Source organism: Vibrio hepatarius (genome assembly GCF_001274785.1).
Lineage (GTDB): Bacteria > Pseudomonadota > Gammaproteobacteria > Enterobacterales > Vibrionaceae > Vibrio > Vibrio hepatarius.
The window spans coordinates 192,886-217,223 of record NZ_LHPI01000009.1; the positions used below are offsets into that span (position 1 = coordinate 192,886).

Consider the following 24,338-nt stretch of genomic DNA (forward strand, 5'->3'; position numbering starts at 1 on the left):
TTGTATCGGCAGGTGCAGCAATTGTTTGAGTTTTATCATCATACCTTGTGATTGGAAACAAGACGCGAATCCACGCCATCAGATGTGATTGGTAAAGGAATTTTTTCTCTTTTAATCAAAAACTTTGCTTAACAACATAAAAATTAACGAAGAAAATTAATGATTAAACTATAGACAAATAAACTTGTCCGATAACGTTTTCTTACCTATTTATTAGGTATCGTCAAATAATTTGTGAAATTTTGACCAAAAACAATAGCAGAAGCTCCAGACTTATTTTATAATGCGAATTAATGAATCAGAGCATCACTAAATCCAATATTAGGGGCACACAATGAGACTTATCCCGTTAAAGCAGGCAGCACAAGTAGGTAAGTGGGCAGCGGCTCACATTGTTAAGCGTATCAATGACTTCAAACCAACAGCAGAACGTCCATTCGTTCTGGGTCTACCAACTGGTGGTACTCCGCTTGCTACTTACAAAGCACTGATCGAAATGCACAAAGCTGGCGAAGTTAGCTTCAAGCATGTTGTGACATTTAACATGGATGAGTACATTGGCATCCCAGCGGATCACCCAGAATCATACCGCTCTTTCATGTACAACAACTTCTTCAACCACGTTGATATCCAAGAAGAGAACATCAACCTGCTTGATGGTAACGCACCAGACAACGACGCTGAGTGCAAACGTTACGAAGACAAAATCAAAGCTTACGGCAAAATTAACCTATTTATGGGTGGCGTAGGTAATGACGGTCACATCGCGTTCAACGAGCCAGCATCTTCGCTATCTTCTCGTACACGTATCAAAACACTGACTGAAGATACTCGTATCGCAAACTCTCGTTTCTTCGACGGCGACATCAACCAAGTTCCTAAGTACGCACTAACTATCGGTGTGGGTACGCTGCTTGACGCAGAAGAAGTGATGATCCTAGTGACTGGTCACAACAAAGCACTAGCACTAGAAGCAGCAGTAGAAGGTTGTGTAAATCACCTATGGACTGTTTCGGCGCTGCAGCTTCACCCGAAAGCAGTGATTGTATGTGACGAGCCAGCAACTCAAGAGCTGAAAGTAAAAACAGTGAAATACTTCTCTGAACTAGAAGCGAAAAACATCGAAGGCTTCTAATTTAGTTAAGCACTAGAATCAAAAAATCCGAGGTTGGTATGTAGGTAACACCTACATCGCCTCGGATTTTTTATTGCTGAGAAAAGCGATCTAGTCTTCAGGAAATTCGCCTCTTGTTGCCGAATTGTCACCATTCGCGTGCCAGTGTTCATTCGGATCGAACGCTTCATCACATAGATCGATGGTGTAACCCATTTCCTGAATCTCTTTGATGGTAAGATTATCCGCCAATTGAGTAATCTCACCCCTTTCATTGCGCAGTTCCATGTTACCTCCTTTTGCCGAGCCACTACGGCATCCCACTAATCAGTATAGATAACCGTTTTGCTTTGGTAACAGTTTCTTCCGCTCAGATTTGTCGGCAAGCATTCGGACGCTTTCATTTACAGTGTAAAAAACGATACATCGCTACTGGTTCACCCTAGCGAATAAGCAATATACCGAGCCGCTTTTGCACGAAATTTCGTTGGCGAAGCAGTAAGCGACTGAGTGACTGAGTGGTAGTCAATTTGAAGGGTGGAAAGGATTTGAAAAAGCACTGATTGGAATGATCGCGGGGGTGTTTGGAGCATAAACCCAATCAGTGCTGGGTAGTGTGGTTAACCACAATCGCTATTCTGGCACTAAACTAGGATTATCAACACAGAGAAAATCCATTCTTTTACTTCCTATTTTTAGTGTTTTTCAACAAAACCAAACAGAGATTGCTTGAAAATAGGCAAAATAAGGAACACTCTTAAACCATCATTTTCATAGTATCGAGAATACTTTGTCCGACTTAACCCTATTACGCTACTACAGTCGCCTTTCGAATTGGGGAACGGGAGAGGAGATCAAAACCTCTCTGCCGAATGTGGCAGAAACGCTTTTCACCAGTCCTCGTCATGCACGTAACTTACTCAACGACATGCAAAAACTAGACTGGTTGGAATGGACGCCTAAGGTCGGTCGTAACCAACGTTCGTCACTGGTGTTGAAGTATCCGTTGAACGAGCTAAAAGGCCAGTTGGCCGCGATTCGCGTGCGCGAAGGTAAGTATGAAAAAGCACTCTCGATCTTGGATGACGACAAAGCGGCGTTTGGTCAGTTACTGCAAAGTACTTCGGGTGCGTCCATGCGTGAAGGCAGGTTACATATTCAGTTGACCTATAAACGACCATTGGAACGGTTAGTCCCTCACCTTTTACAGCGCTCGAGTGAACGCTATTTAATGCGCCAAGTATATTGCTGTCTGGTGGGGAGCAATGCACAAGGTCAGTTGGAGCCACAACTCGCCCACCATTGGGAATGCGACCAACACGCCCGCACTTGGACGTTTTACCTCAGACCTGGACTGTGTTTCCACAATGGGACGGCGATCGACGGCAATTGCATTGTCAGTCTTTTTGGCAAGCTAAAATCTTTACCCAATTACCAAAGCGAGTTGGCACATTTGCTTGATGTGCAAGCGCCGCAAAACAACAAAGTGGTGTTTCAACTCAGTAAAGCGGACCAAGGCTTTGGGGGGCTGATATCGGGCGTGAAATATGGCATTCAGCCCGCAAGTCAGGTCAACCAAGTGGGACAAACATTGGTGGTTGGCAGCGGACCTTTTGTGGTCACTGAACACTCAAACGCCAAATTGTGTCTCAAAGCGTTTGAGCGCTACTACGCCTGCCGAGCGCTGACGGACCAAGTCACTATCTGGCAATTTGACGATTCTCATGGCGCAGAAAAACAGATTGAGACCAATCAGCCCGAAGCCCACGACCAAGGCTGCAATTACTACCTTTCACATGCTGCAGACACAAGTACAGACAAAGACAGCCAAGAGTCTCAGACCGAAGATGGTTGTCTATTTGTCCTGTTCAACCAACGTGGTGAGACGAGTTGGGACAACGCCCAATGCCGCTACTTATCTGACATTCTTGCGCCAACCAACGTGTTTGAGCAGTTAAAAAAGGCCAATACCTTGTTTGGTTGCGTCCGGGCACAAAATTTACTGCCCGGTTGGCAAAAAGTCCTCCGCCCTAAAGCCGGAGCAGCGCCATTACCTACGCAACTTTCAATTGCCGTTTATGACTACAGCGCATTGAAACACTGCGCCTACGCGGTCAAGAGCATTCTGCAAGCGCTCGGCTGTAAAGTGGCAGTCAATGTTTACTCTTACCGAGAGCTCAACCAACGAGCGATGGATGGTGAGCTCTGCGAATCTCTGGTGATTACTAACATTAACTTAGATGACAACCGACATGCATCTGCGTTTAACAGCCTGTACCACAACCCCATTTTGCAACACTGCATTGGTGAATCGTCACAACATTGGTTGGCGCAATCACTCAACCAATTGCGCTCAGAGAACCCGCTAGAAGAGTACCTTAATGCACTTGAGCCGATTGCCTCGGCGCTGATCAATCAGTACTGGTTAATTCCTCTGTTTCACCACCGGCAGACACTGCGCTTTCATGGCGTACTCAAGGACGTAGCGCTAACTAACTGGGGATGGCCGGATATTCGCAACGTATGGTCGACCGACTAGGTTTGGTTCAAAAGGATGAATTTGCGCTTTCTCAGGCTGACTTGACGAAAATCACTTGAGTCGCAGGGCAGTTCCTGTAACGTATTCAGCTTCATTCATACAAGATATTCTCCGATTCAGAGCACCTTCGCGATTATGCCAAACAGTGATATTAAATTTATTGCCGCCGATATGGACGGTACGCTTCTTGACGAAAACGGCCAACTTAACCCTGAATTTTTCGACATTTATCCGCAACTGACACAGAAAGGGATCATTTTTGCTGCGGCATCGGGTCGTCAGTACTACAGCCTGATTGAAACGTTCGCGCCAGTAAAAGAGCAGATGATGTTTATCGCTGAAAACGGCACCTTGGTGATGCATCAAGGTGAAGAGCTGTATAGCTGCGAGATTGATAAGCCATCAATCAAAGCGATTATCGAGCAAGCACGCGCGATTGAAGGCGCACAGATTGTATTGTGTGGCAAAAAGTCCGCTTATATCGAAACTCAAGATCCAGATGCGCTAAAAGAGTTCGCCAAATACTACCACCGCTGCCAATACGTGGAAGACTTGCTGCAAGTTGAAGATGACTTCATCAAAGTTGCGATCTGTCATTTTGGCGGTACTGAAGAGCTGGTTTACCCTACTTTCAACCAAGCCTTTGGTCACACGCATCAAGTGGTTGTCAGCGCGAAAATCTGGCTAGACCTGATGAATGCAGAAGCGTCGAAAGGTGCGGCGATTGAGCACTTACAACGTACACTTGGCTTTAGCTTTGAACAGACCATGAGCTTCGGCGATTACCTAAATGATCTGGAAATGCTCAAAGCGAGTGGCCACTCGTACGCGATGGAAAACGCTCACCCTAAAGTGAAACAAATCGCTCGCTTTACTGCTCCGAGCAATAAACAAGCGGGGGTATTCACCGTCATCAAGCAACAACTGCTCTAAATCCTCTCTGGGTAAGTTGATCGCCGTCGGCTTACCCTCACTTTACTCTCCACCAACTGACTTGTAAGGCTTCGCTGTCAGCGAACACTTGAAATTTCGCTTTCGTCGGATGAGTAAACTTTTGCCCCATTACTTTGTGAGTAGCGCGTGACATATTGAGCGCAATCCACTAATTGATGAGGTTATCAATGAAAAAGTTCATTACGTTCTGTGCTTTAGCAGCACTCCCCATCACTCAAACCCTTGCGAACGAAGACACTACCCAAGACATGTCTGATCCTTTGGCTATTTTTGCGCAGATCGGCGCGGGCGTGACCAATAAAGGACTCAATCTGAAATATGGACAAACGTACGATACGGGTGTTGAAAACAAGGCAGGAATGAATGTCTTAGAAGTCAAAGGGATTGCTGGAGATACCCTTGGCTGGTACGACGATGAGTCACAAACCAACGACAGCATCGACTCATTTCGCATCCGCAATTTTACCGCTAATGTAAAAAATGGTCACGGTAAACAAATCGACATCAACTACAACACCAACAACGAATTTGGAACCGCCTCTTACAGTATGCTGCAAGCCCTACCCGCACTCGGACCGGTGAGCTTTTTTCCTCTCGCTGGCGCGGGTGTAGCGTTTGGCAATAACGTAGTGGGTGACGATGGAAAAGTTCAAAGCGGCTACTCTGTACCGGGCACTTTCGCGCTAGTAGGTACTTACACCAAAATTGCTGTTACCGACAAAATTTGGCTTAATTACAACCCGATGTGGATGACGACATTATCCGGCTCAGATAACTTCAAAGATCACGGTTTTGAAGGGGACAGCAGTGTGCTGAATCATGAGTTCGCGATTTCGTACCAGTTCACCCCACGCTTCAATATGCGTTACTTTGCCAACTGGAGTGAAAATACTCACTTTGGTGACGGCGACCACCGCATTGAGTTTAACTACCAACTTTGAAAAATGACTTAAAGAACTTGTCAGTAAGTAGCCTCACTTAAGCGGCTACTTACCCCATAACATTTCAAAACTCAGCCCCAATGAAGCCGCGACCAAATCTTCACCCGCTTTCAACTCCGCAAAGAACATGTCGTGATGAAAGCCCGCCAACATCGAAAATTCATCTTCCATCAACTCAGGAGAATTCAGTTCTTTTGAGGCTTCTACCCCAACATAGAAAGGATAACCCCAGTACTGGTTTAAATTGAGTCGATATCTAGCGATCGCCCACATTGCCCACTCACCATTAGTGATCGTATTTTGGTGTTCAGGGTCGATGATGCGCTGGTCAATTTCGTATTCTTCTTTCGCGTAAGTGCCCTTGTATTTTACGCTGATCCAGTGATTCGGATTGGGGCGATAGCGTATACCCAGCTCAGATGTGCGAGAGTTTCTCAGCTCCGAAGTGCCCATCGCCGCTTTGACAAACAAATCCCAGTTCTCAAAGTCATGGATATATTTCACTCCAATGCCAAATTCCAAACTATTTTCTTCGTAATAGAAACCTGGACTATCGCTATACGGCAAATCGTAATAGAACTTAGGTTCACCCACATAAGTGCCATCGAGTAATTCAAGGGAGACTTGTAGTTCAGCAGCAATCAATTGGCTAGGAAGTATTAACAACGAGTAGTACTTCTTCATAATCCCACCGCCTTTCGAGAGCGTCTAGCCTCACAATGACGCTGCGAGAACGCTCTCTCAGTTCGCTTTACCTATTCAAACTTTAGCTAAGATACAGTCGAGCCTAGGTGGTGATTGGAGCCGATTTCATTGTTACGACAAGATTACAATATTATCCCATTTCTAAGATAACCCATTGAGCTATATGCAACAAAAAAGCCCGGACATCCGGGCTTTTTGTATCTTCACAGGTGGGTTATTTCAGCTTGTAGAACACCGTAGAAAGCGGCGGTAAGCTCAATAGTAGTGATTGCGGTAAACCTTCGCTTTGTGTTGCTTCAGTTTTGACGTTCGCTTTCACCGCATAATCGCTACCGTGGTACTTGGCATCATCAGTATTCAGCAGCAATTCGTATGTCCCCTCGTTAGGCACACCTAGACGGAACGAATCGTGCGGTACTGGGGTGAAGTTGCTGATCACCAAAATACGCTCACCGCCTTCGCTGATACGCTCGTGTGCCAATACTGACGCTTCAGCCGAGTCTTGTAGTCGCCATTCGAAACCCGCTGGGTCACAATCTTGGTCATGCATCGCTTTTTCATCACGATACAGATTGTTCAGATCACGAGTGAGTGCTTGCACACCTTGGTGGCGTTCAAATTGCAGTAAGAACCATTGCAATTGGTCATCATGATTCCATTCTGCGGTTTGGCCAATTTCAGCACCCATAAAGTTGAGTTTCTTACCTGGCTGCGCATACATGTAACCTAAATACGCACGCAAGTTGGCGGTCTTTTGCCATTCATCACCCGGCATTTTGTCGTGAATCGAACCTTTGCCGTACACAACTTCATCGTGGGATAGCGACAACACGTAGTTCTCACTGTGCGCGTACACCAATGGGAAAGTGATGGTGTTGTGATGGTACTTACGATGAATTGGGTCTTCTTTAATGTACGACAGCGAGTCGTGCATCCAACCCATATTCCACTTAAAGCCAAAACCAAGGCCCCCCATAAACGTTGGCGCCGAAACACCAGGGAAAGCGGTCGATTCTTCGGCAATCGTCATCGCATTCGGGAAGTATTTGTAAACTTCTTCGTTCATCCACTTCAGCGTCGCGATAGCATCGTAGTTTTCGTTGCCACCATTAACGTTCGGGATCCATTGGTCGTGGCTGCGCGAGTAATCTAAGTACAGCATTGAAGCCACCGCATCAACGCGGATACCGTCGATGTGGAACTGTTCAAACCAATACAGTGCATTTGACACTAGGAAACGGCGTACGTGCTCGCGCCCCATATCGTAAATGAATGAGTTCCAATCTTGATGCCAGCCGCGACGAGGGTCCGGATCATGGTACAACGGCGTTCCATCAAAGTTGGCTAAGCCGTGATCGTCGGACGGGAAGTGTGCTGGCACCCAGTCGAGCACCACACCAAGACCGGCTTGGTGACATTGGTCAACGAAGTATTTGAAATCATCAGGAGAACCGTAGCGGCTAGTCGGCGCGAACAGGCCGACAGGTTGATAACCCCACGAGCCGTAGAATGGGTGCTCAGACACAGGCATTAGCTCAACGTGGCTGTAACCCATATCAACGAGGTACGGGATCAATTCATCTGCCAGCTCGCGGTAATTGAGGAAATCACCGTTTTCATTACGCTTCCAAGAGCCTACGTGCAGCTCATAAAACGATAGCGCTTGTTTGCGTTTTTCCGTAACCGGACGGTTTTGCCACTTCTCATCCTGCCATTGATAGCGGGTGTGGTCGTACGTCAACGAAGCAAACGACGGGTATTGCTCTGAATGCGCGCCCCATGGGTCCGCTTTATGTGGTAGCCCCTCACCGTTTGGCCCTTTGAGTTCAAACTTGTATTGGGTGCCTTCTGGCAGGTTCGGTACAAACAGGCCCCAAATACCGTAGTCTAGACGTTGCATTGGGTGGCGACGGCCATCCCACTGGTTAAACGCGCCCACCAAGCTGCATGAGCTCGCGTGCGGTGCATAAACCAAGAATCGCGTACCTGAGATTTGCTTGCCGTCACGCTCCATCGTAATGAACTGAGCGCCCATATGCTTGTACATATCTTTTGGCGTGTGCAGGTCATCGTACTCGGCGTAAATCGAGTGATACTGATACGGGTCATCCACTATCTGCTCTGTGCCGTTCCAATCAACTGCAAGTGAGTAATGGGTAAAGTGCAGGTTTCGCTCTTGTTTTAAGACGAAACCCGACTCTTCTTCACGTTCCAGTTCAACGCGGTCTTCACCGTCAATCATCAGAGATACTTTACTCGCACCTGGCATCCAAACCCGAAGTGCAACACCCTGTTTGGGGTCAATGAATGGGCCTAAAAAGGCAAAAGGGTCAGCAAACGCAGCTTGTGAAAGTTGGGCATATGCTTCTAATTGTTTGTTTAGAGTTTTCATTTTCAAAATACTTCTCTCCTAACCTAACTTTCAATTGAATCTTGTTATAAAAAAGCCCGCTAAAATAGGTGCGGGCTTAATAGCGTGTTAAAAGTTTACTGAATTCTATTTTCACATAGAGTGATTAACTCGAAACTTTCCGTGTCAACATTGAGATTGCTTTGCTAATTGCTTACCTTAGCACGGACCTCGGTCAACTTTTTCGCTATTCGATTCACCCCTTCTTGAGCAAACACTTCGTCAAGGTTCATCGACAATTTACGACGCCAGTTTGGATACTCATCGACTGTGCCCGGAATGTTGACTGGCTTATCCATTTCTAACCAGTCCTCAAGCTGCACGCTAAGTAAAGTCGACGCACCTGCCGCAACATGCAGTTGAAGCGCTTCGGCTAAGTAAGAGTCCATCGGCACGTATTGCGCATCGCGACCGACACCTTCAGGCAGATAGCCGTGCCACGCAACCGAATCAAGAATACCTTGCTTGCATTCTAGACGGTTCGCAAACAGCACCTCTAGCTGCTCAGGATCTGGATACAGACCAAGCTCTTGACCCATTTTCAGGTCATCGCAATGCCAAAAGCCACGTAACGTCGGCATATCGTGGGTACATAGCGCCGACATCGATTGTTCAGCATAGTGCGCTGGAGAAATAAAGCCACCGTCTTCTTCCGAAGTTTCAAAGAAGAACACTTTATATGAGTGCACACCCGCATCACGCAGAATCTCAACAATTTCATCAGGCACAGTGCCCAAATCTTCGCCGATCACGCTACATTGATGACGGTGCGATTCCAACGCCAAGATCGCCAGCATGTCTTCAACCGGGTAGTAGATGTACGCGCCATTGGTCGCGTCTTCACCCTTCGGAATCCACCACAAACGCAGCAGGCCAAGTACGTGGTCAATACGCAGAGCGCCGCAATGTTTCATGTTGGCACGCAGCAGTTGTACGTAAGCGTCATAACCAGTTGCACGCAGCACTTGTGGATTCAGCGGTGGTAAGCCCCAGTTTTGCCCCAAAGGCCCAAGAATATCTGGCGGCGCGCCGATGCTGGCATCCAGAATCAAGTTGCCTTCATCTGCCCACGTTTCGGCGCCAGAGTCCGCCACACCGACCGCTAAATCGCGGTATAAACCAACAGACATACCTTTTTCTTCGGCTAGCGCTTGCGCTTCGTTGATCTGAGTGTCTGCGACCCATTGCAAGTACATGTAAAGGTGCACTTGGTCTTGGTTCTGCTCGATGAACTTCTTCACCGCACCGCTCTCGAAACGGCGGTACTCTTCTGGGAAGACTGGCCAGCCCCACACGTTGCTGTCTTGCGCGTGCAATTTAGCGTGCAGTGCATCAAACGCGGCTTGATGCATCAGGCTGTCACCGCCCTCTTCAACAAATGCCAAGAATGCTTGTGCACGTTCGCTGTTCTTGTCCAGATGACGCTTTTTAAACTCGTCAAACAGCAGTGGTAGTACGCTCAGTTTGAGGTCCGCCACTTCGGTGTAATTGACCCAATGAGAGTCGCGCGCTTTTTGCAGACGTTGCTGGAACTCTGCGCTGCCAACTTGTTGCTGCGCTTCAACGCTCAACGCAAACTCAGGTACTGAGCTAACGTCGATGTAGAGAATGTTCAGCCAGCGACGAGAAGACGGGCTGTATGGGCTCGCCCCTTCCGGATTCGCGGGGAATAGAGAGTGGATCGGGTTAAGACCAACAAAATCACCACCACGTGAAGCGATGTCAGCAACCAGTTGTTTCAGATCACCAAAGTCACCCATCCCCCAGTTATGTTGGGTACGCAAGGTGTAAAGCTGAACACTTGGACCCCACATTTTTTTGCCGTGCTCGATTTGCTCCTGCTTGTAACACGCTTTTGGCGTCACAATCAGCGTCATCTCATACGGCGATTTACGGCGCTTACGAGTAATCGTTAGCTTGTGGTAACCCCACGCTAAATCACTCGGCAACGCAAACACTAGAGGGCCACCCTCTTTACGCTCATCTCTTACAACCTGAGATTGAAGATAGCCTTCAAGTACCTCTCCTTGCTCGGTATCTAAACGCCAGTTGAACTCGCTTTCACGCGCGCTCGCGCCTAAATTCAGCGCCACTTCAACCGGTTCACCGTCGCGAACAACCTGCACTGGCTCTAGCACAGGCTTCTTGTGCTTTTTCTCGGCAGATTTAAGAAGAGTGTCATCGTTGGTGGTGTCGTAGCCTAAAGACGCAAGTAAGCGACGAATGGTTTCGTCTTCGACTTTTGCTTCATCTCCCCACGCGCTCACATAGCTGTCGGCGATTCTTGCCATTTCAGCGACTTGTTTTAATGTATGTTGATCGTTCATCGCTCTCTCCGAAGGACTGACTTTGCCTTCAAATGTAGGGTGTAAATTAAGAGAGCCAAGGCTTCACGCCTTGGCTTTTTATCATGTGGAATTAACGTTTAACCGCTTCTAGTTTCCAAATATTGTTGACGTAGTCGCGAATTGAGCGGTCTGAGCTGAATTTGCCCACCAGCGCCGTATTCAGAATCGCTTTCTTCGCCCAGCCAGCTTGGTCGCGGTACTGTTTGTCCATCGCTTCGTGCGCCGCGACGTAAGATGCAAAGTCCGCAAGACATAGATACTGGTCACCACCGTCTAGCAAGCTGTCGTATGTGGCGCGCAGTTTGCCCGGCTCACCCGGAGTAAACTCATCACCCAATAACAAATCTAGCGACGCTTTCAATAGTGGGTCTGCGTTGTAGTAATCGAACGGGTTGTAACCTTGTGCGCGAATCGCTTCTACGCCGTCAACATCTAGACCGAAGATGTAGATGTTCTCATCACCCACTTCTTCACGAATCTCAACGTTAGCACCATCCATTGTACCGATAGTTAGCGCACCGTTTAGCGCCATCTTCATGTTACCAGTACCCGAAGCTTCTTTACCTGCAGTCGAGATTTGCTCTGAAACGTCCGCCGCTGGGATAATGATCTCAGCCATGCTCACGCGGTAGTCAGGGATGAACACGACTTTCAGCTTGTTGCCGATACGTGGATCGTTGTTGACCTTATCCGCGATCTTGTTGAGTGCGTAAATGATCTCTTTCGCTAGGTGGTAACCCGGAGCGGCTTTCGCGGCAAAGAACACCACGCGCGGCACCATGTCGAAGTTAGGATCGTTCAACAGACGATGGTAAAGAGACAAAATGTGCAGCATGTTCAGGTGCTGACGTTTGTACTCGTGTAGACGTTTGATTTGCACGTCAAAGATCGCGTTAGTATCCAGTTCGATACCCATGTTCTCTTTGACCCAATCTGCTAAGCGCTGTTTGTTCTGCTTCTTAACTGCCATGAACTCTTTTTGGAACGTCGCGTCGTCAGCAAATTGCGCGATTTGCTCAAGTTGCTCCAAATGCGCTGGCCAGTCGCTGCCAATCTTTTCGCTAATCAGCGCAGATAGGCCTGGGTTACAGAACTTCAACCAGCGACGAGGTGTAATACCGTTGGTTACGTTTTGCAGGCGAGTTGGGTATAGCTCGTTAAACTCAGGGAACAAGTCACGTTTGACTAATTCAGAGTGAAGCGCCGCTACGCCGTTTACCGCATAAGAGCCGATCACACATAGGTTCGCCATGCGTACCATACGGTGGAAACCTTCTTGGATGATGGACAGTTTTTGCTGCTTCGCCACATCGCCCGGCCATTTAGCGCGAACTTCTTGCAAGAACAAGTGGTTGATATGGTAAATGATTTCCATATGACGAGGCAGTAGACGTTGGATCAAAGACTCGCTCCACGTTTCTAGTGCTTCTGGTAATAGCGTGTGGTTGGTGTACGCGAATGTCTTCGAGCTGATATCCCACGCTTCTTCCCAGCCTAAGCCTTTCTCATCGATCAGAATGCGCATCAGTTCAGGGATGGCGATCGTTGGGTGCGTATCGTTAAGCTGAATCGTTTCGTACTTAGGTAGCGATGCTAGTGTATGACCCGCTTCTTCGTGACGACGAAGAATATCGCGTACCGACGCCGCACTGTGGAAGTACTGCTGCATTAGACGCAGAGTCTTGCCTTTCTCGTGGTTGTCGTTCGGATAAAGCACTTTAGTGATGTTGCCCGCATCGATAAGAGAGTGCTGAGCTTCGAAGTAGTCACCGTTGTTAAAGCTTGCGAGTGAGAATGGCGCGAGAGCCTGACATTCCCAAAGACGCAGCGGGTATACGGTATCTGATTCGTAACCGACGATAGGGAGATCCCAAGGCATCGCTTTCACTGTCATACCCGGAACCCAGCGGCGACGCTCTTTACCGCCCTCTTGGTACGTTTCAACGTGGCCGTAGAAACCGATCTCTTGAGCAAGGTCTGGTCGTGCGATTTCCCACGGGTAACCTTCTACACAGCGCCACGCGTCTGGTGCTTCTTGTTGGTGGCCTTCTTTGAAAGACTGTTTAAACAGGCCGTACTCGTAATGAAGACCGTAACCTACCGTTGGGAATTCTTGCGCAGCCAGTGAGTCCATGAAACACGCTGCCAAACGGCCTAGGCCGCCATTACCCAATGATGGGTCGCGCTCTTCTTCTAGTAGGTCTGTTAAGTTTTGACCTAGCTCTCCCATCGCTTCCGTGATTTGTTCGTACAAACCCATGCTGATTAGGTTGTTGCCCGTTAGGCGACCGATAAGGAATTCTAGAGATAGGTAGTTGACGCTTTTCGCGTTGATGATTCTTTCATCTTGCTCGGTTTCAAGCATGTCAAAAGTAGTAAGCTCAGCAAGCGCGCTGCCCATAGCAAGATACCAAGAGCGACTATCTGCTTTTTCAATTGTCGTTGCGTAAGTTGCGGTTAGGTGCTTCTTTACGCTTTCTTGGAAAGACGCTTTATCAAATTTTTTCTGCTGCGTAGGTTTCATTAGAGAAATCTCACTTATTGGTTTCAATCCATCTGAGACATATCGTGCATCTGCACGACAAGCAAAACATCCTCCTCCCCTCACGGTGGATTAGGAGGAGGAGTCAGGGCGTAGAAGGCTTACAACCAGAGTCTCAGTGATCAAACTCTCAATTAAGCACGTTTAACCCTAAGCTCTGGTGACTAAGATCACACCATAAACCTAGTTAACCCTACTGTTGGTGTATGAAAGTTAGATGTATACAAAAACATCCAATTGATGATTATGTATACTAGATCACATTAAGTTTTCCTCTATTTCGCAATTTTCATCATTTTTGGTGTGAAGTACGGTTTAAATCCCACTTCAAACACCACCTAAAGGTGATTAAAATCACAAAACTGAGGCGTAGATAAAGGCAAAGTGTGAATTAGACAAAAATCTAGCTGTTGATCAATAACTGTAGATAGAGTTCTCAAGTAACATCCCTGTCAACTGGCCGTTTCTGGCCAATATTTAAACAGCAATGCTCACCATTACATAACGATAATGAGCAACTCAGAACAGGGAAAAGAAGATGTGGATTCCTTCGAAACTAACCCGCCCGGGACGCTTACACAACGCGATTGTCCGCCCGAGAGTTCTTGATTTATTACAGCAGGCTCCTTGTTACAAGCTCGTACTGTTTCGCTCGCCGGCAGGCTACGGAAAAACTACGATGGCATCCCAGTGGCTTTCAGACAAAATGAATGTCGGCTGGTACAGCATAGATGAAAGCGACAATGACTCATTTCGCTTTATCAACTACCTACTTCAAGCGTTAAATAAGGCAACCAATGGCGCTTGCCCCAACTCGCAAAAACTTGCAGAAAAACGCCAGTTCTCTTCACTTCACTCACTTTTTGGCGAAGTTTTTGCGGAAATGGCGGAATTTCATCAAGAGTGTTACTTGGTGCTCGATGACTACCACCTGATTAGCGACGACGATATCCATGAAGCGATGCGCTTCTTCTTAAAACACATGCCAGACAACCTCACGTTGGTAGTGACTAGCCGTGCCACTCCACCGTTGGGGACTGCGAACTTGCGCGTACGTGACTTAATGATCGAGATCGGCAATGAGTTACTGGCGTTTGATACCGAAGAAACCACACGCTTCTTTAATCAACGTGTCGCGGATGGTATCGACGATACGACCGCTACCAACCTGAGAAATTATGTCGAAGGTTGGCCGTCTGCGTTGCAGTTGATCGCCCTGCAAGCCCAGCATCAACACAAAACGTTGGCACAATCAGCGGAGTCATTCTCTGAGTTCAACCACGCCCATTTGTGGGATTACTTGGTCGAAGAAGTGTTCGACCTACTTGACCAAGAAACCCGTATGTTTCTGTTGCAGTGTTCGGTGCTGGATCACTTCAATGATGCGCTGGTTTCCGCGTTAACCAAACGTGACGATGCGCTCAGTATGATCGAGTCGCTGAATCGCTTTGGCCTGTTTATTCATCCGCTTGAGGGAGAGCAAAACTGGTATCGTTTTCATAACTTGTTTGCAGAGTTCCTGACTCACGAGCGTTCTGCACGCATTCCACAGCAAGAAACGGAACTGCACCAAACCGCGGCTTGTGCGTGGTTGAAGCTCTCTTCCCCGCATCAGGCACTACGCCACGCTCAGCAAGCGCGCAACAGTCAGCTCACGGCCGACATTCTTAGCCAATACGGCTGGAAGATGTTTAACAGTGGTGAACTGCAAACGCTGGAAAAAGCGATCGATACCCTGACGCAAGAGCAGCTGTATAGCGACCCGAAACTTTGCATGTTGCAAGCCTGGTTGGCACAAAGTCAGCACAGGTACAACGATGTGGGTGATTTGTTGTCGAAAGCCGACGAGCAAATGAAAGCGTTTAACGTCGTGTTAAGCACCAAAGAACAAGGCGAATTCAACGCACTGCGTGCGCAGGTCGCGATCAACCAAAATGAGCCAGAAAAAGCACTCGAATTAGCCGAGTTATCCCTAAGCCAATTAGACAGCACGGTTTACCGAAGCCGCATTGTCGCCACATCAGTAGTAGGCGAAGTGAACCACGTGCTCGGTCATCTAAGCCGTGCGTTACCTATGATGCAGCAAACCGAAAAGCTAGCACGCCAGTATCAGGTATACCACCAAGCATTGTGGGCGATGTTGCAGCAAAGCGAGATTCTTATTGCTCAAGGCTACGTTCAAGCCGCGTTTGAAGTGCAGGATAACGCCTTCAAGCTGATCGAAGAGCAGCAGTTACACCAAGTCCCGCTGCACGAGTTCTTGCTACGAGTTCGCGCTCAAATCCTCTGGTGCTGGAATCGCTTAGACGAAGCAGAAGAGTGCGCGTACAAAGGGCTTAGAGTTCTCGGTAACCATAGCTCAAGTAAGCACTTACATAGCTACTCCATGCTGGCACGCATCGCGATCGGTCGAGGTGAACTAGACAAAGCAGGTAAGTTTATCGACCAGATCGTTCACTTGCTCAAGCAATCGACCTATCACGTCGACTGGACCGCCAATGCATCGCTGTCGTTGATTCTGTTCTGGCAAGCGCGTGGAGATATGGAATCGATCAAGCAGTGGCTAGAAACCACCGTGACACCAGAAGAAGCGTGTAACCACTTTACCCAATTGCAGTGGCGTAACATTGCTCGCGCGCAGATAAATCTTGGCTTGTATGAAGAAGCAGAAAAAACACTCAACTTCATTCACAAAGCGGCGCAAGACAACCACTTGCTGACAGACACAAACCGCAACTTGATTGTTGAGTCGGTACTGGCGATCGCGATGAACGATGAGGACAAAGCGCATCGATGCCTGAAACAGGCGTTAGAACTGACTAACCAAACCGGCATGTTGGGCAACTTCCTGATTGACGGTGCGAAGATCGGTCCGGTGTTAGAAAAACTTAACCACAAGAATGAACTGGGTGACTTGGAGCGTCATCGCGCGCAGCAACTGCTTAAAGAGATCTCAACCACTCAACGCAGTCGCTCGGTTCACTTCGACGAAGAGTTTGTCGAGAAGCTAGTTAATCACCCTAACATTCCGGAGTTAGTACGCACTAGCCCGCTAACTCAACGTGAATGGCAGGTACTTGGTCTGATTTACTCTGGTTTTAGTAATGAGCAAATCGCGCAAGAACTAGACGTCGCTGGCACCACGATCAAAACGCACATTCGTAACCTGTATCAAAAACTCAATATTGCCAACCGCAAAGAAGCGGTCAAAACCGCTGAGAATTTGCTGCAGTTAATGGGCTACTAAGCCGAAAAATAAGCCCAGCTCTCTATTCTGAGGGTTGGGCTTTTTATTGGTTTAGAGCAGTTCATCCCGTCAACTACCTCTATCAAACCGCCTTTTATTCTCCCAGCAAACCTGCGAGCATTCACGCCCAATATCGATACTTGCAAGCTCCTATAAAGCAAGTAAATACAAGGCTTCGAGCGTCAAAAAAATCCAAGAATCCTTATATAACTCTGACCTTTTCTGACAAAAAAATTTGCTACTCTCTGTGGAAATATTTTTTTACAGTTCGTAGTTTCTCTTTTTTCCGTTGGGGTATTTTCTTTTGAATATGAAGTTGTTTGGTAGCGCCTTGATATTGGCGGGTACAGCATTAGGCGCAGGTATGCTGGCAATACCTATGGTGTTAGCGCAGTTTGGTTTTGTTACCAGCGCTATCCTGATGCTGGTGATTTTTATCGGTACCACCTATTCCGCGCTCCTGCTTGCCGAAGCGTGCAGCAAAACCGAGCAAAGTAACAGCATGAGCAGCGTCGCACACTTAACGCTGGGAACCAAAGGTAAGCACTTTATCAACGTGTTGTTCTATCTATTACTAGTGTGCATGTCAATCGCGTATGTACTGGGTATCGGAGACATCATCCATAAATTGGCCAGCGACTTTGGTATCGAAGTTTCCGCAACCACCAGCTACACCTTGTTTAGTCTGCTTATGGGCGTGATTGTGGTTTCCGGCACTTCATACATCGACCGACTCAACCGCGGCTTGTTTTTATTGATGGTCGCGATGCTGTTTATCGTGATTCTGTCTTTGTTTGGTAACATCAATCTAGATTATTTGACCGAAGCGAGCGATTACTCTGGGCGCGATGTCATCAAATACAGCGCCATCATTTTCACCAGTTTTGCTTCTATGGTGGTGATTCCTTCCCTAGTGAACTATAACCGCGGCGCCAGCCACACGCAGATTCGCAATATGATCTTGCTGGGCTCAATCATTCCTTTGGTATGTTACTTGACTTGGTTGTTGGCGATTATCGGTAACCTCGGCACTGCAGCCATCTCCCAGTTCCAAACCATCTCCGAGCTCATCAACGCCTTTAGCGGCCAAAATGGCAGTATCAAAGCGATTATTGCGTTGTTCTCTGCATTGGCGTTAGTAACGTCTTTCCTTGGGGTGTCAATGGCGCTGTACGACCAAAACCGAGATATGTTGACCAGCAACAAATATACGGCTTATGGCCTGACGTTCATTTTGCCGATCGCGTTAGCGGCGCTATTCTCCAACCAGTTTGTCAGCATGTTGGACTACGCGGGTATGGTGCTCGTGTTCCTTGCCATCTGGGGACCGCTGGCGATGGTGCGTAAAGTGCGCCATCCTGCATTTGATCAGCCTGAGACCGAGATGTACTACACCGCGTCTGGCGGCAACACGGCATTAATCAGCACCTTTTTGTTTGGTGGTTTAATCTTTGTTTCTTGGTTTATGGGGTAACCGATAAGCCAAATGAACACCTCTTTTAGCCCTCTAATCTGAGGGCTTTTTTCTATCTCGCTATCAATACATCTCTCAACGAAGTTGCGATAGAGTTAATCCGCTCCCACTCTCTATACAACGCCTTGTATAACTCTTTGCACTCCAACAATCTGCTGCCACAATGGATACTCTTAATAGTTGGTTAAAGAAGGCGATCAATGGCTTGGTTTAAATCTAGTACTCTGTCGATTGCGCTAGTAAGCGCGTTTTCATACACACATGTTGTGCACGCTGACGTCGGTAACACACCCGTGATTGGTGGATTATTTAACTCCAGTGAAGTGCTTAAGAACCAAATCGTTTCGTCACTCTCCTACTCGACCCGCTTCGCGCGCGATATGACGCTGTTTACCATTGGCGGTATGACGCTAGAGGCGTACTTGTTGACGTTACCGCTCGATGCCAAGACCAAAACCAAAGTCATGGGGCAGTTGGCAGACCCAACCTACGCGATTCCACTCGGCTACTTTCTTTACCAATTTTATGACCGATACACTGGCATCGGTGATGACGACCAGTTTAAAGCGTACTTGCGGACCGTTTATGACCAACAAGCGCTAAGGGGCTTTGAACACACGCTGTTTACCACCCAAGATCACGCCAATGAGGAAGTCAGCAAGCACAGTAAAGACCAAGCCCACCAAGAAGGGCTGAAAGTCGATAGCGAATTTATGGCTTCGATGGTGACAGTGTATGACGCACTGTTCCAAGTGGGTGAATGGCAAGACATGGATCAATTGCCCGATCACTACACTTACTTGAGCAAAAACGACAATGATCTGGCGCTTGTGGCGAAGATTCAACCGATTGTTGTCGGGATCATGCAGCAAACGGCAAATGGGATGGAAGACGGCGAGATGAAAAACGCTGTGCTGGCGATCATTGCTGATAACGACCCAAAATACGCCAATAAAGTGAACAATAAAGCGCAAGCGATCACTATCAGCTTGATCGACTTTGTGCGCTTGAATGTCCTCAAAGCCTACCGTCAGTTTGTTTACTACGATGAACGAGAGCAGCGACTGAATGACTGGCTACAAGAGAGCTTTGATTCTGAGCCGAGTCAGGTAATTGAGTTTCTTAGTTCACAGCAAAACCGCCGCTTTGCCGTTCAGATTACCGTCGATGGCTTACAACAAGGTTTGATGGAAGGCTTGGTCGACCCAGATAAGCCTTTTATTGATAAAGCATACCAAGAGCACCTCACGCAACTCAAAGCTCAACCCGAGTTCTCTCAAGGGCAGCCGGAACACGTACAAGATACCCGATTCTTACAAATTCTCTCTGAGCAAGTTTATAAAGATCCACACTACTTACCGTTTTTTAAGCGCCTGTATAGCGAATATAGCGACTCAATCGCTCGCGTTGGCGTCTCCTCAACGCCAACCATTAGTGTGCGTAACCTGCCGATAATCAAAACGGGCGCCAAAGTCTCTGGGGACGCGGGCACTGGCATTCCAAACTTTCATTTTGTTGACCGCCATGAAGACCGCGCCTATTACTTCTTTGGCAATGATGCGCTACAACTCGACCGATTAATACAAGCCAACAATGTGCAAACCATGTTTGACCGTTTGGTGCACTTAAAAACGCTCAACTGTAATGCGCAATACGATTGGAACGCACACACCAGTTATGACGCCTTGGTGAACTTAGGTGCGGGTGAAACCCTGCGTGATTTTGGCGAGAAGCGCTGTCTGCGCGAGCTCAACCAACGTGCAGAGGTCGAGCAACAACTGACCAAGCAACGCCAAGCACTGATCGATAACATCAAAAGCTACCAAGAGATCCCAATTTGGGACATCTACACTCGTTTAACGCGTAAGTGGAAGATAGAACAAGATCTTGCGGCATTCGCCGAACTCGACGGTCAAGGCATGCCAGACTACACACTCATCTATAATCCTTGGCCGGATCACTTTGCCCATTTTGTCGGCCCATTTAGCGATGAGATCATAATGCCGACTGGCGAACTCAACCGTCTCGACTACTGGATTTCTCAGGTGGAAACCACTTTCCACCGTGCGGGTGTGTACGACAACACACTCTTTGGTATGGCAGGCGACCACGGTTTATCGCCGGTTTACCACACGCTTAACCCAGAAAAAGTAATTTTTGAGCCGTTGCAAGACAAGCTCGGTTACCCACTGGTAGTGAAGAAAATCTCTTCCGATGAAGGCGAAGGGCCAAAGATTACCAACGCGCTCAACTATCCGAGCAACAAAACCCTTGATGTCGTGGTGGCCTCCACAGCGGGGGGCAACTTTATGCTCGACACTTTTAACTCACGCAGCGGTTGGCAAGCACAGCCGACCTACCAAGAGTTAACCGAGTGGACGCCAATCAACGCGCCACAGGGTAAACACGTTGACTTGATTGCAGAAGCACTTGGCTATTTAGATGAGAGTTTGGACTACATGGCGGTGCGCAACACCGCGTGCAATGAGTCGAGTTGTGAAGTCCGTTTGATCGCAAACCGAGACGGTCAGAGACACGATGAGGTGATCATCAAAAACGGTGACCGCTATTTCTATCATTCATTGACCGGTAAAGTTCAGCTACTCGGAGCACAAACACTAAACCCTTATTTGCCAAAGCCCGATGCACGAGCGTTTGAGCAATTTAGCCAACTGGTCGACAAGTGTTTGCACAAAGCGCAGCAATCGGACTCATCAACCTGGTGTACTAGCGCAGAATGGAAAGAGTTGTCACGCTTTACGCCAAGGCCTAATTCTGTGGTTGAACTAGCAGAATTGTATGCAGAAGAGCGCGCAGGGACCGTTAACCTATTCCCGAAAGATGGCGTGGGTTACAACACCAAAGTGCCGGGGCGCCATGCGGGGGAAAGCTATCTTGAAAAGGATGCCTTTATTGGCTTCTGGGGCACACCAATTGGAGAAAAAGCGTCTCCACTCACCATTGAAGCTAACGGCTCACTAGCGCCGACGTTATATCAATACCTGTCCGGAGAAGACGTGCAAGCTGGTACAAACGGCTGGGGTTATCCGTCGTTGCTCAACAAGCTGGATATTCAACAGTAATAAGTAAATTACCACCTACTGAAGTAGGTGGTTTAGGGCTGAAAACGAAAAAAGCGCCAAACGGCGCTTTTTCATTTTATCTGAGCGATGGATTAAAACTCTTTTGGAGCAAAACCTGTCATCACTTCTAGACGTAACTCTTTGCCTAGTTTGGTCATCGGGTGTACTACCACTAGACCTTTGACTGACTTTTTCAGCTTACCCATGTCCGCTTGTTCTGCTTTGGTAATTTCACGCGAAAACGGCATGTCCAACAAGCTCTTGCGCTCTTTGTTGATATCGTAGCTTTGCTTACCTTTAAGCGAGTTAATTTTCTTCTCTAGCTTGTCCGCTTCGTCAGTAAAACGAGTTACGAGTTCTTGGTCACCACGACCTTTCGCAGCGTCCAGCTTACGTTTTGTGGTATCTAGGCGATTATGTAATTGCTGAAGTTCTTGCTTTAGGCTCATGGTTACAATCTCTATTGAATTCTGAAAAGGCGGCGAGTGTAGCATAAGCGATACTCACACCCTAGTGTTAATCACTGCTACCGATTGTAGCATTGTCAGCCTCAGGCGCGGTGATTTTTAAGCCTGAGATTTCAAACTGAGAACAACCCGTCGGTTGCACCCGTTCCGTTTGTTTTCCGGTAACGAGCAAGCTGGAGAGGCCTCGCCAAACGCAACGAGTTTGATTCGATTGCCCAGCTTCAGCGAATCTTTGAGATAGATCGCCACTTCGCGAGCACGCCGCTCAGATAGCCATTTGTTGTACCGCTCGGTTCCGGTACTGTCCGCATGCCCTTCAACCAAAATGTCTACATCGTCGCCCACCAGCTCGACATACTGCTTCAGAATCTGATGTTGAGAGCCCGTCAAACGGTATTGGTCAAACATATAATTCAGCAGCAGTGTTTGGCTTTGCGTATCATAGATACACTCTTCTTCCTTCGCATTGGTTGGCAGCGTGAGTTGTTTTCGGTCTAAAACCCGATTGTTCTCGATGGTTTTCTCTTCTTGTATCTTGCCCATCACCTGAGTAGTGACTTGGTACGTCGCGACCCACTCTGTACTTCGCACGCTGTTAACCTCGACGGGCAAACAGTTCGATAGCGACGGATAAGATAGAGATAGACAAATCAAACTCCAGACGTTGTTTATTCTCATCATTTACCCTTCTCTCAAACGACCGGTTTCTTCATTCATCAAATTGAGAATGTACTTATAAACATCCTCGCCATCGCGCGCGTGATAGATATTCTTTTGTCCGACACAGTCACCAAAGCCATCACTAGGGTCCACTTTGTAGTTCACCCCGATGACGCCCATCGTCACTTTGGTTTTTTCCTTGTCGGTTGGGGATTCACTTTGAAATCGATTCGGCTTGTTAGAAATACGATGTTTGAGCTTTGTACATAAGCCAAGGTCGACTAGGCTTTTTAAGTAGTGCAAATTCATATCGACCCCCTCTCCCTTCGGGTTATCCATGCCGTCAGATAAAATGATAAAAACTTGCTGAGGATTGAGCTCTGTTGCCTTGTCCGCTTCTTGCGCAGCCGACATAATGCCTTGCCAGGATTGAGTCCCGGTGCTTCCCAACTCAAATGAGTCACTGGTCAGTGTGTTTAAGAAGGGTTCGTAGTCCTCAGTTAAAGGGATATCATGGTATCTCAGTAACCCTCCTACACTGTCGTCAATTCGCTGTGGCGGGTTAAACATGTTCTCAACGGTTTCTTGTGGCGTATCGTATGACGCGTAATCGTAGGGAACCAATCGCGCGCCTTTTTTCTTAATGCTATAACCGGAATATGCCGCTAAAGCGACGCGGCTCTTAACGTCTGTTTTAAAATCTTTAATGTCATTCACTACACGGGCAATAACTTTTTTGACTACTTCGATTCGTTGTAAGCCCTCACTTCCCGAGTCTTCACTCATCGAAGAACTCACGTCCAGAATAAAGTACACATCAACAGGCAGCGGTAAGTATTTTCTTGAAGACGATTCTCCGCTTAAGCTGAACTCTGGTTCCAGATTGATGCTGTCGTACGCGATCCAAGATTGGTAGTTTGCTTTCACTTTGACAAAGAAGTCGACAAATGGCCCCGCTTCTTCACTTCGCTCAACGCAGCCATCTCCGTAATGACATTCCTCCCGGCTCACGCTAACGGAGATATCATCTTTGTTGTCCAGTACATAGCGGTCCACCACCGCTCTCACGTAGTCTTGGTTCCCGGCTTCGTCACCTTTCGGACTGGCAATCACCGCTAAACTGGCCACTTCCGACGCCTCCGCCAACTTGGCGTGAGAGAGAAACTGTTGCGACAGCTGCATGGAAAACGCGAGCACCATTACCATCAACGGCAGCATGGAAACATAAACAATGCCCGCGATACCTTGTTGCTTACTTTTGGACGGTTTCATTACACCCTCGCAAACGCATAAGACGTTGAAACAACGTAGTTGACTTCACCACTGGTGATACCAAGAAGATTAAACGGCACCGCATAACACACCGAAACCTGATAGAGCGGTAAACGCCTACCACGAGTGGTGAGAGGCAATAATCGCTTCGCATCCTCTTCGTTCATCTTCTGCGCTTCTGTCGTAATGTCGCATTGTGAAATCGCGCCTTTATCGACTCGCTCATAGCGTTTATCAAATTCGGCTCCGCCGCTACTGACGACTTCTCTATCTAGCGACACCTGCTCAACACGTAAACCAAACTTAGTTTGATCGAAGTTGGGCATCATGCTCGCCATGGAGGCGCTAACCAATGAATAGAGATCGTTCCCCCGTTGGCTACAATCGCCGGAGTTTTCAGGCTCACAGACATCAAGAGAGCTATTAAACAGTTGCCTGCGCTCCGCCACAATGGTCGCGAGAGAATACGCCACGCGGTCGAGTTGCCCTTTGGTGTTGATCGCCACGGAGTAGTTCACCACCATGGCAAAAAGGCTGGAGAAGACCACCAACACCAGTGCAAATTCCACCACAAAAGAGCCC

Annotated in this window: 16 protein-coding genes; 7 read left to right on the forward strand and 9 right to left on the reverse strand. The window is 47.8% G+C overall.

Annotated elements, in window-relative coordinates:
* Nucleotides 1–334 precede the first annotated feature (334 nt).
* Nucleotides 335–1,135 (forward strand): glucosamine-6-phosphate deaminase, encoded by an 801-nt coding sequence (gene nagB / locus AKJ31_RS11640; protein ID WP_053409269.1) that lies wholly within the window; start codon nucleotides 335–337, stop codon nucleotides 1,133–1,135.
* 90 nt (nucleotides 1,136–1,225) lie between these two features.
* Here nagB and AKJ31_RS23240 read toward each other — a convergent pair whose 3' ends face one another.
* Nucleotides 1,226–1,402 carry a hypothetical protein gene (locus AKJ31_RS23240; protein ID WP_169780630.1) on the reverse strand — a complete coding sequence of 59 codons (177 nt, stop codon included), beginning with the start codon at nucleotides 1,400–1,402 and terminating at the stop codon, nucleotides 1,226–1,228.
* A 502-nt stretch (nucleotides 1,403–1,904) separates the two neighbouring features.
* On the opposite strand from AKJ31_RS23240, the gene AKJ31_RS11645 reads away from it, so the two are divergent.
* The 3 genes from AKJ31_RS11645 (at nucleotide 1,905) to AKJ31_RS11655 (ending at nucleotide 5,548) form a co-directional block, all read left to right on the forward strand.
* The gene (locus AKJ31_RS11645) at nucleotides 1,905–3,653 is read left to right on the forward strand and encodes an SgrR family transcriptional regulator (RefSeq protein ID WP_053409270.1); all 1,749 of its coding nucleotides are present in this window, start codon (nucleotides 1,905–1,907) and stop codon (nucleotides 3,651–3,653) included.
* A 135-nt stretch (nucleotides 3,654–3,788) separates the two neighbouring features.
* Nucleotides 3,789–4,586: a Cof-type HAD-IIB family hydrolase gene (locus tag AKJ31_RS11650; protein WP_053409271.1), complete on the forward strand. Its 798-nt coding sequence runs from the start codon at nucleotides 3,789–3,791 to the stop codon at nucleotides 4,584–4,586.
* Between the two features lie 188 nt (nucleotides 4,587–4,774).
* The gene (locus AKJ31_RS11655; protein WP_053409272.1) at nucleotides 4,775–5,548 is read left to right on the forward strand and encodes a hypothetical protein; all 774 of its coding nucleotides are present in this window, start codon (nucleotides 4,775–4,777) and stop codon (nucleotides 5,546–5,548) included.
* 45 nt (nucleotides 5,549–5,593) lie between these two features.
* Here AKJ31_RS11655 and AKJ31_RS11660 read toward each other — a convergent pair whose 3' ends face one another.
* The 4 genes from AKJ31_RS11660 to AKJ31_RS11675 form a co-directional block, all read right to left on the reverse strand.
* Nucleotides 5,594–6,232 carry a hypothetical protein gene (locus AKJ31_RS11660; protein ID WP_053409273.1) on the reverse strand — a complete coding sequence of 213 codons (639 nt, stop codon included), beginning with the start codon at nucleotides 6,230–6,232 and terminating at the stop codon, nucleotides 5,594–5,596.
* A gap of 235 nt (nucleotides 6,233–6,467) precedes the next feature.
* Nucleotides 6,468–8,645 (reverse strand): 1,4-alpha-glucan branching protein GlgB, encoded by a 2,178-nt coding sequence (gene glgB, locus AKJ31_RS11665; protein ID WP_416340942.1) that lies wholly within the window; start codon nucleotides 8,643–8,645, stop codon nucleotides 6,468–6,470.
* A gap of 164 nt (nucleotides 8,646–8,809) precedes the next feature.
* Entirely contained in the window at nucleotides 8,810–10,990 is a 2,181-nt protein-coding gene (malQ, locus tag AKJ31_RS11670; RefSeq protein ID WP_053409275.1) for a 4-alpha-glucanotransferase, read from the reverse strand.
* 91 nt (nucleotides 10,991–11,081) lie between these two features.
* Nucleotides 11,082–13,535, reverse strand: a complete 2,454-nt coding sequence (locus tag AKJ31_RS11675) for a glycogen/starch/alpha-glucan phosphorylase (protein WP_053409276.1) — start codon at nucleotides 13,533–13,535, stop codon at nucleotides 11,082–11,084.
* A 556-nt stretch (nucleotides 13,536–14,091) separates the two neighbouring features.
* Between AKJ31_RS11675 and malT the strand changes: the two genes are divergently transcribed.
* From malT to AKJ31_RS11690, 3 genes are all read left to right on the forward strand, one after another.
* On the forward strand, nucleotides 14,092–16,800 hold the full coding sequence (gene malT, locus AKJ31_RS11680) for an HTH-type transcriptional regulator MalT (protein ID WP_053409277.1): 2,709 nt from the start codon (nucleotides 14,092–14,094) through the stop codon (nucleotides 16,798–16,800).
* 310 nt (nucleotides 16,801–17,110) lie between these two features.
* The gene (locus AKJ31_RS11685; RefSeq protein WP_053409278.1) at nucleotides 17,111–18,274 is read left to right on the forward strand and encodes an amino acid permease; all 1,164 of its coding nucleotides are present in this window, start codon (nucleotides 17,111–17,113) and stop codon (nucleotides 18,272–18,274) included.
* Nucleotides 18,275–18,474: 200 nt separating this feature from the next.
* A complete protein-coding gene (locus AKJ31_RS11690; protein ID WP_053409279.1) occupies nucleotides 18,475–21,357 on the forward strand; it encodes an alkaline phosphatase family protein in 2,883 nt (960 codons plus the stop codon).
* Between the two features lie 92 nt (nucleotides 21,358–21,449).
* Here AKJ31_RS11690 and AKJ31_RS11695 read toward each other — a convergent pair whose 3' ends face one another.
* The 4 genes from AKJ31_RS11695 to tadF form a co-directional block, all read right to left on the reverse strand.
* Nucleotides 21,450–21,806: a YibL family ribosome-associated protein gene (locus AKJ31_RS11695; RefSeq protein WP_053409280.1), complete on the reverse strand. Its 357-nt coding sequence runs from the start codon at nucleotides 21,804–21,806 to the stop codon at nucleotides 21,450–21,452.
* 117 nt (nucleotides 21,807–21,923) lie between these two features.
* The gene (locus AKJ31_RS11700; protein ID WP_053409281.1) at nucleotides 21,924–22,505 is read right to left on the reverse strand and encodes an OmpA family protein; all 582 of its coding nucleotides are present in this window, start codon (nucleotides 22,503–22,505) and stop codon (nucleotides 21,924–21,926) included.
* Nucleotides 22,506–23,756: a pilus assembly protein TadG gene (locus tag AKJ31_RS11705; RefSeq protein WP_053409282.1), complete on the reverse strand. Its 1,251-nt coding sequence runs from the start codon at nucleotides 23,754–23,756 to the stop codon at nucleotides 22,506–22,508. It lies immediately after the preceding gene.
* Nucleotides 23,756–24,328 (reverse strand): tight adherence pilus pseudopilin TadF, encoded by a 573-nt coding sequence (gene tadF / locus AKJ31_RS11710; protein ID WP_245639053.1) that lies wholly within the window; start codon nucleotides 24,326–24,328, stop codon nucleotides 23,756–23,758. Before tadF ends, AKJ31_RS11705 begins: the two co-directional genes overlap by 1 nt.
* Between the last annotated feature and the right edge of the window lie 10 nt (nucleotides 24,329–24,338).

Excerpts from the sequence above, each read along its gene's own strand:
- nagB (WP_053409269.1), top strand. The coding sequence starts at position 335 with ATGAGACTTATCCCGTTAAAGCAGGCAGCACAAGTAGGTAAGTGGGCA.
- AKJ31_RS11690 (WP_053409279.1), top strand. The coding sequence starts at position 18,475 with ATGGCTTGGTTTAAATCTAGTACTCTGTCGATTGCGCTAGTAAGCGCG.
- AKJ31_RS11675 (WP_053409276.1), bottom strand. The coding sequence starts at position 13,535 with ATGAAACCTACGCAGCAGAAAAAATTTGATAAAGCGTCTTTCCAAGAA.
- AKJ31_RS11695 (WP_053409280.1), bottom strand. The coding sequence starts at position 21,806 with ATGAGCCTAAAGCAAGAACTTCAGCAATTACATAATCGCCTAGATACC.
- AKJ31_RS11700 (WP_053409281.1), bottom strand. The coding sequence starts at position 22,505 with ATGATGAGAATAAACAACGTCTGGAGTTTGATTTGTCTATCTCTATCT.
- AKJ31_RS11655 (WP_053409272.1), top strand. The coding sequence starts at position 4,775 with ATGAAAAAGTTCATTACGTTCTGTGCTTTAGCAGCACTCCCCATCACT.
- malT (WP_053409277.1), top strand. The coding sequence starts at position 14,092 with ATGTGGATTCCTTCGAAACTAACCCGCCCGGGACGCTTACACAACGCG.
- glgB (WP_416340942.1), bottom strand. The coding sequence starts at position 8,645 with ATGAAAACTCTAAACAAACAATTAGAAGCATATGCCCAACTTTCACAA.
- AKJ31_RS11650 (WP_053409271.1), top strand. The coding sequence starts at position 3,789 with ATGCCAAACAGTGATATTAAATTTATTGCCGCCGATATGGACGGTACG.
- malQ (WP_053409275.1), bottom strand. The coding sequence starts at position 10,990 with ATGAACGATCAACATACATTAAAACAAGTCGCTGAAATGGCAAGAATC.
- AKJ31_RS23240 (WP_169780630.1), bottom strand. The coding sequence starts at position 1,402 with ATGGAACTGCGCAATGAAAGGGGTGAGATTACTCAATTGGCGGATAAT.
- AKJ31_RS11705 (WP_053409282.1), bottom strand. The coding sequence starts at position 23,756 with ATGAAACCGTCCAAAAGTAAGCAACAAGGTATCGCGGGCATTGTTTAT.
- AKJ31_RS11685 (WP_053409278.1), top strand. The coding sequence starts at position 17,111 with ATGAAGTTGTTTGGTAGCGCCTTGATATTGGCGGGTACAGCATTAGGC.
- AKJ31_RS11660 (WP_053409273.1), bottom strand. The coding sequence starts at position 6,232 with ATGAAGAAGTACTACTCGTTGTTAATACTTCCTAGCCAATTGATTGCT.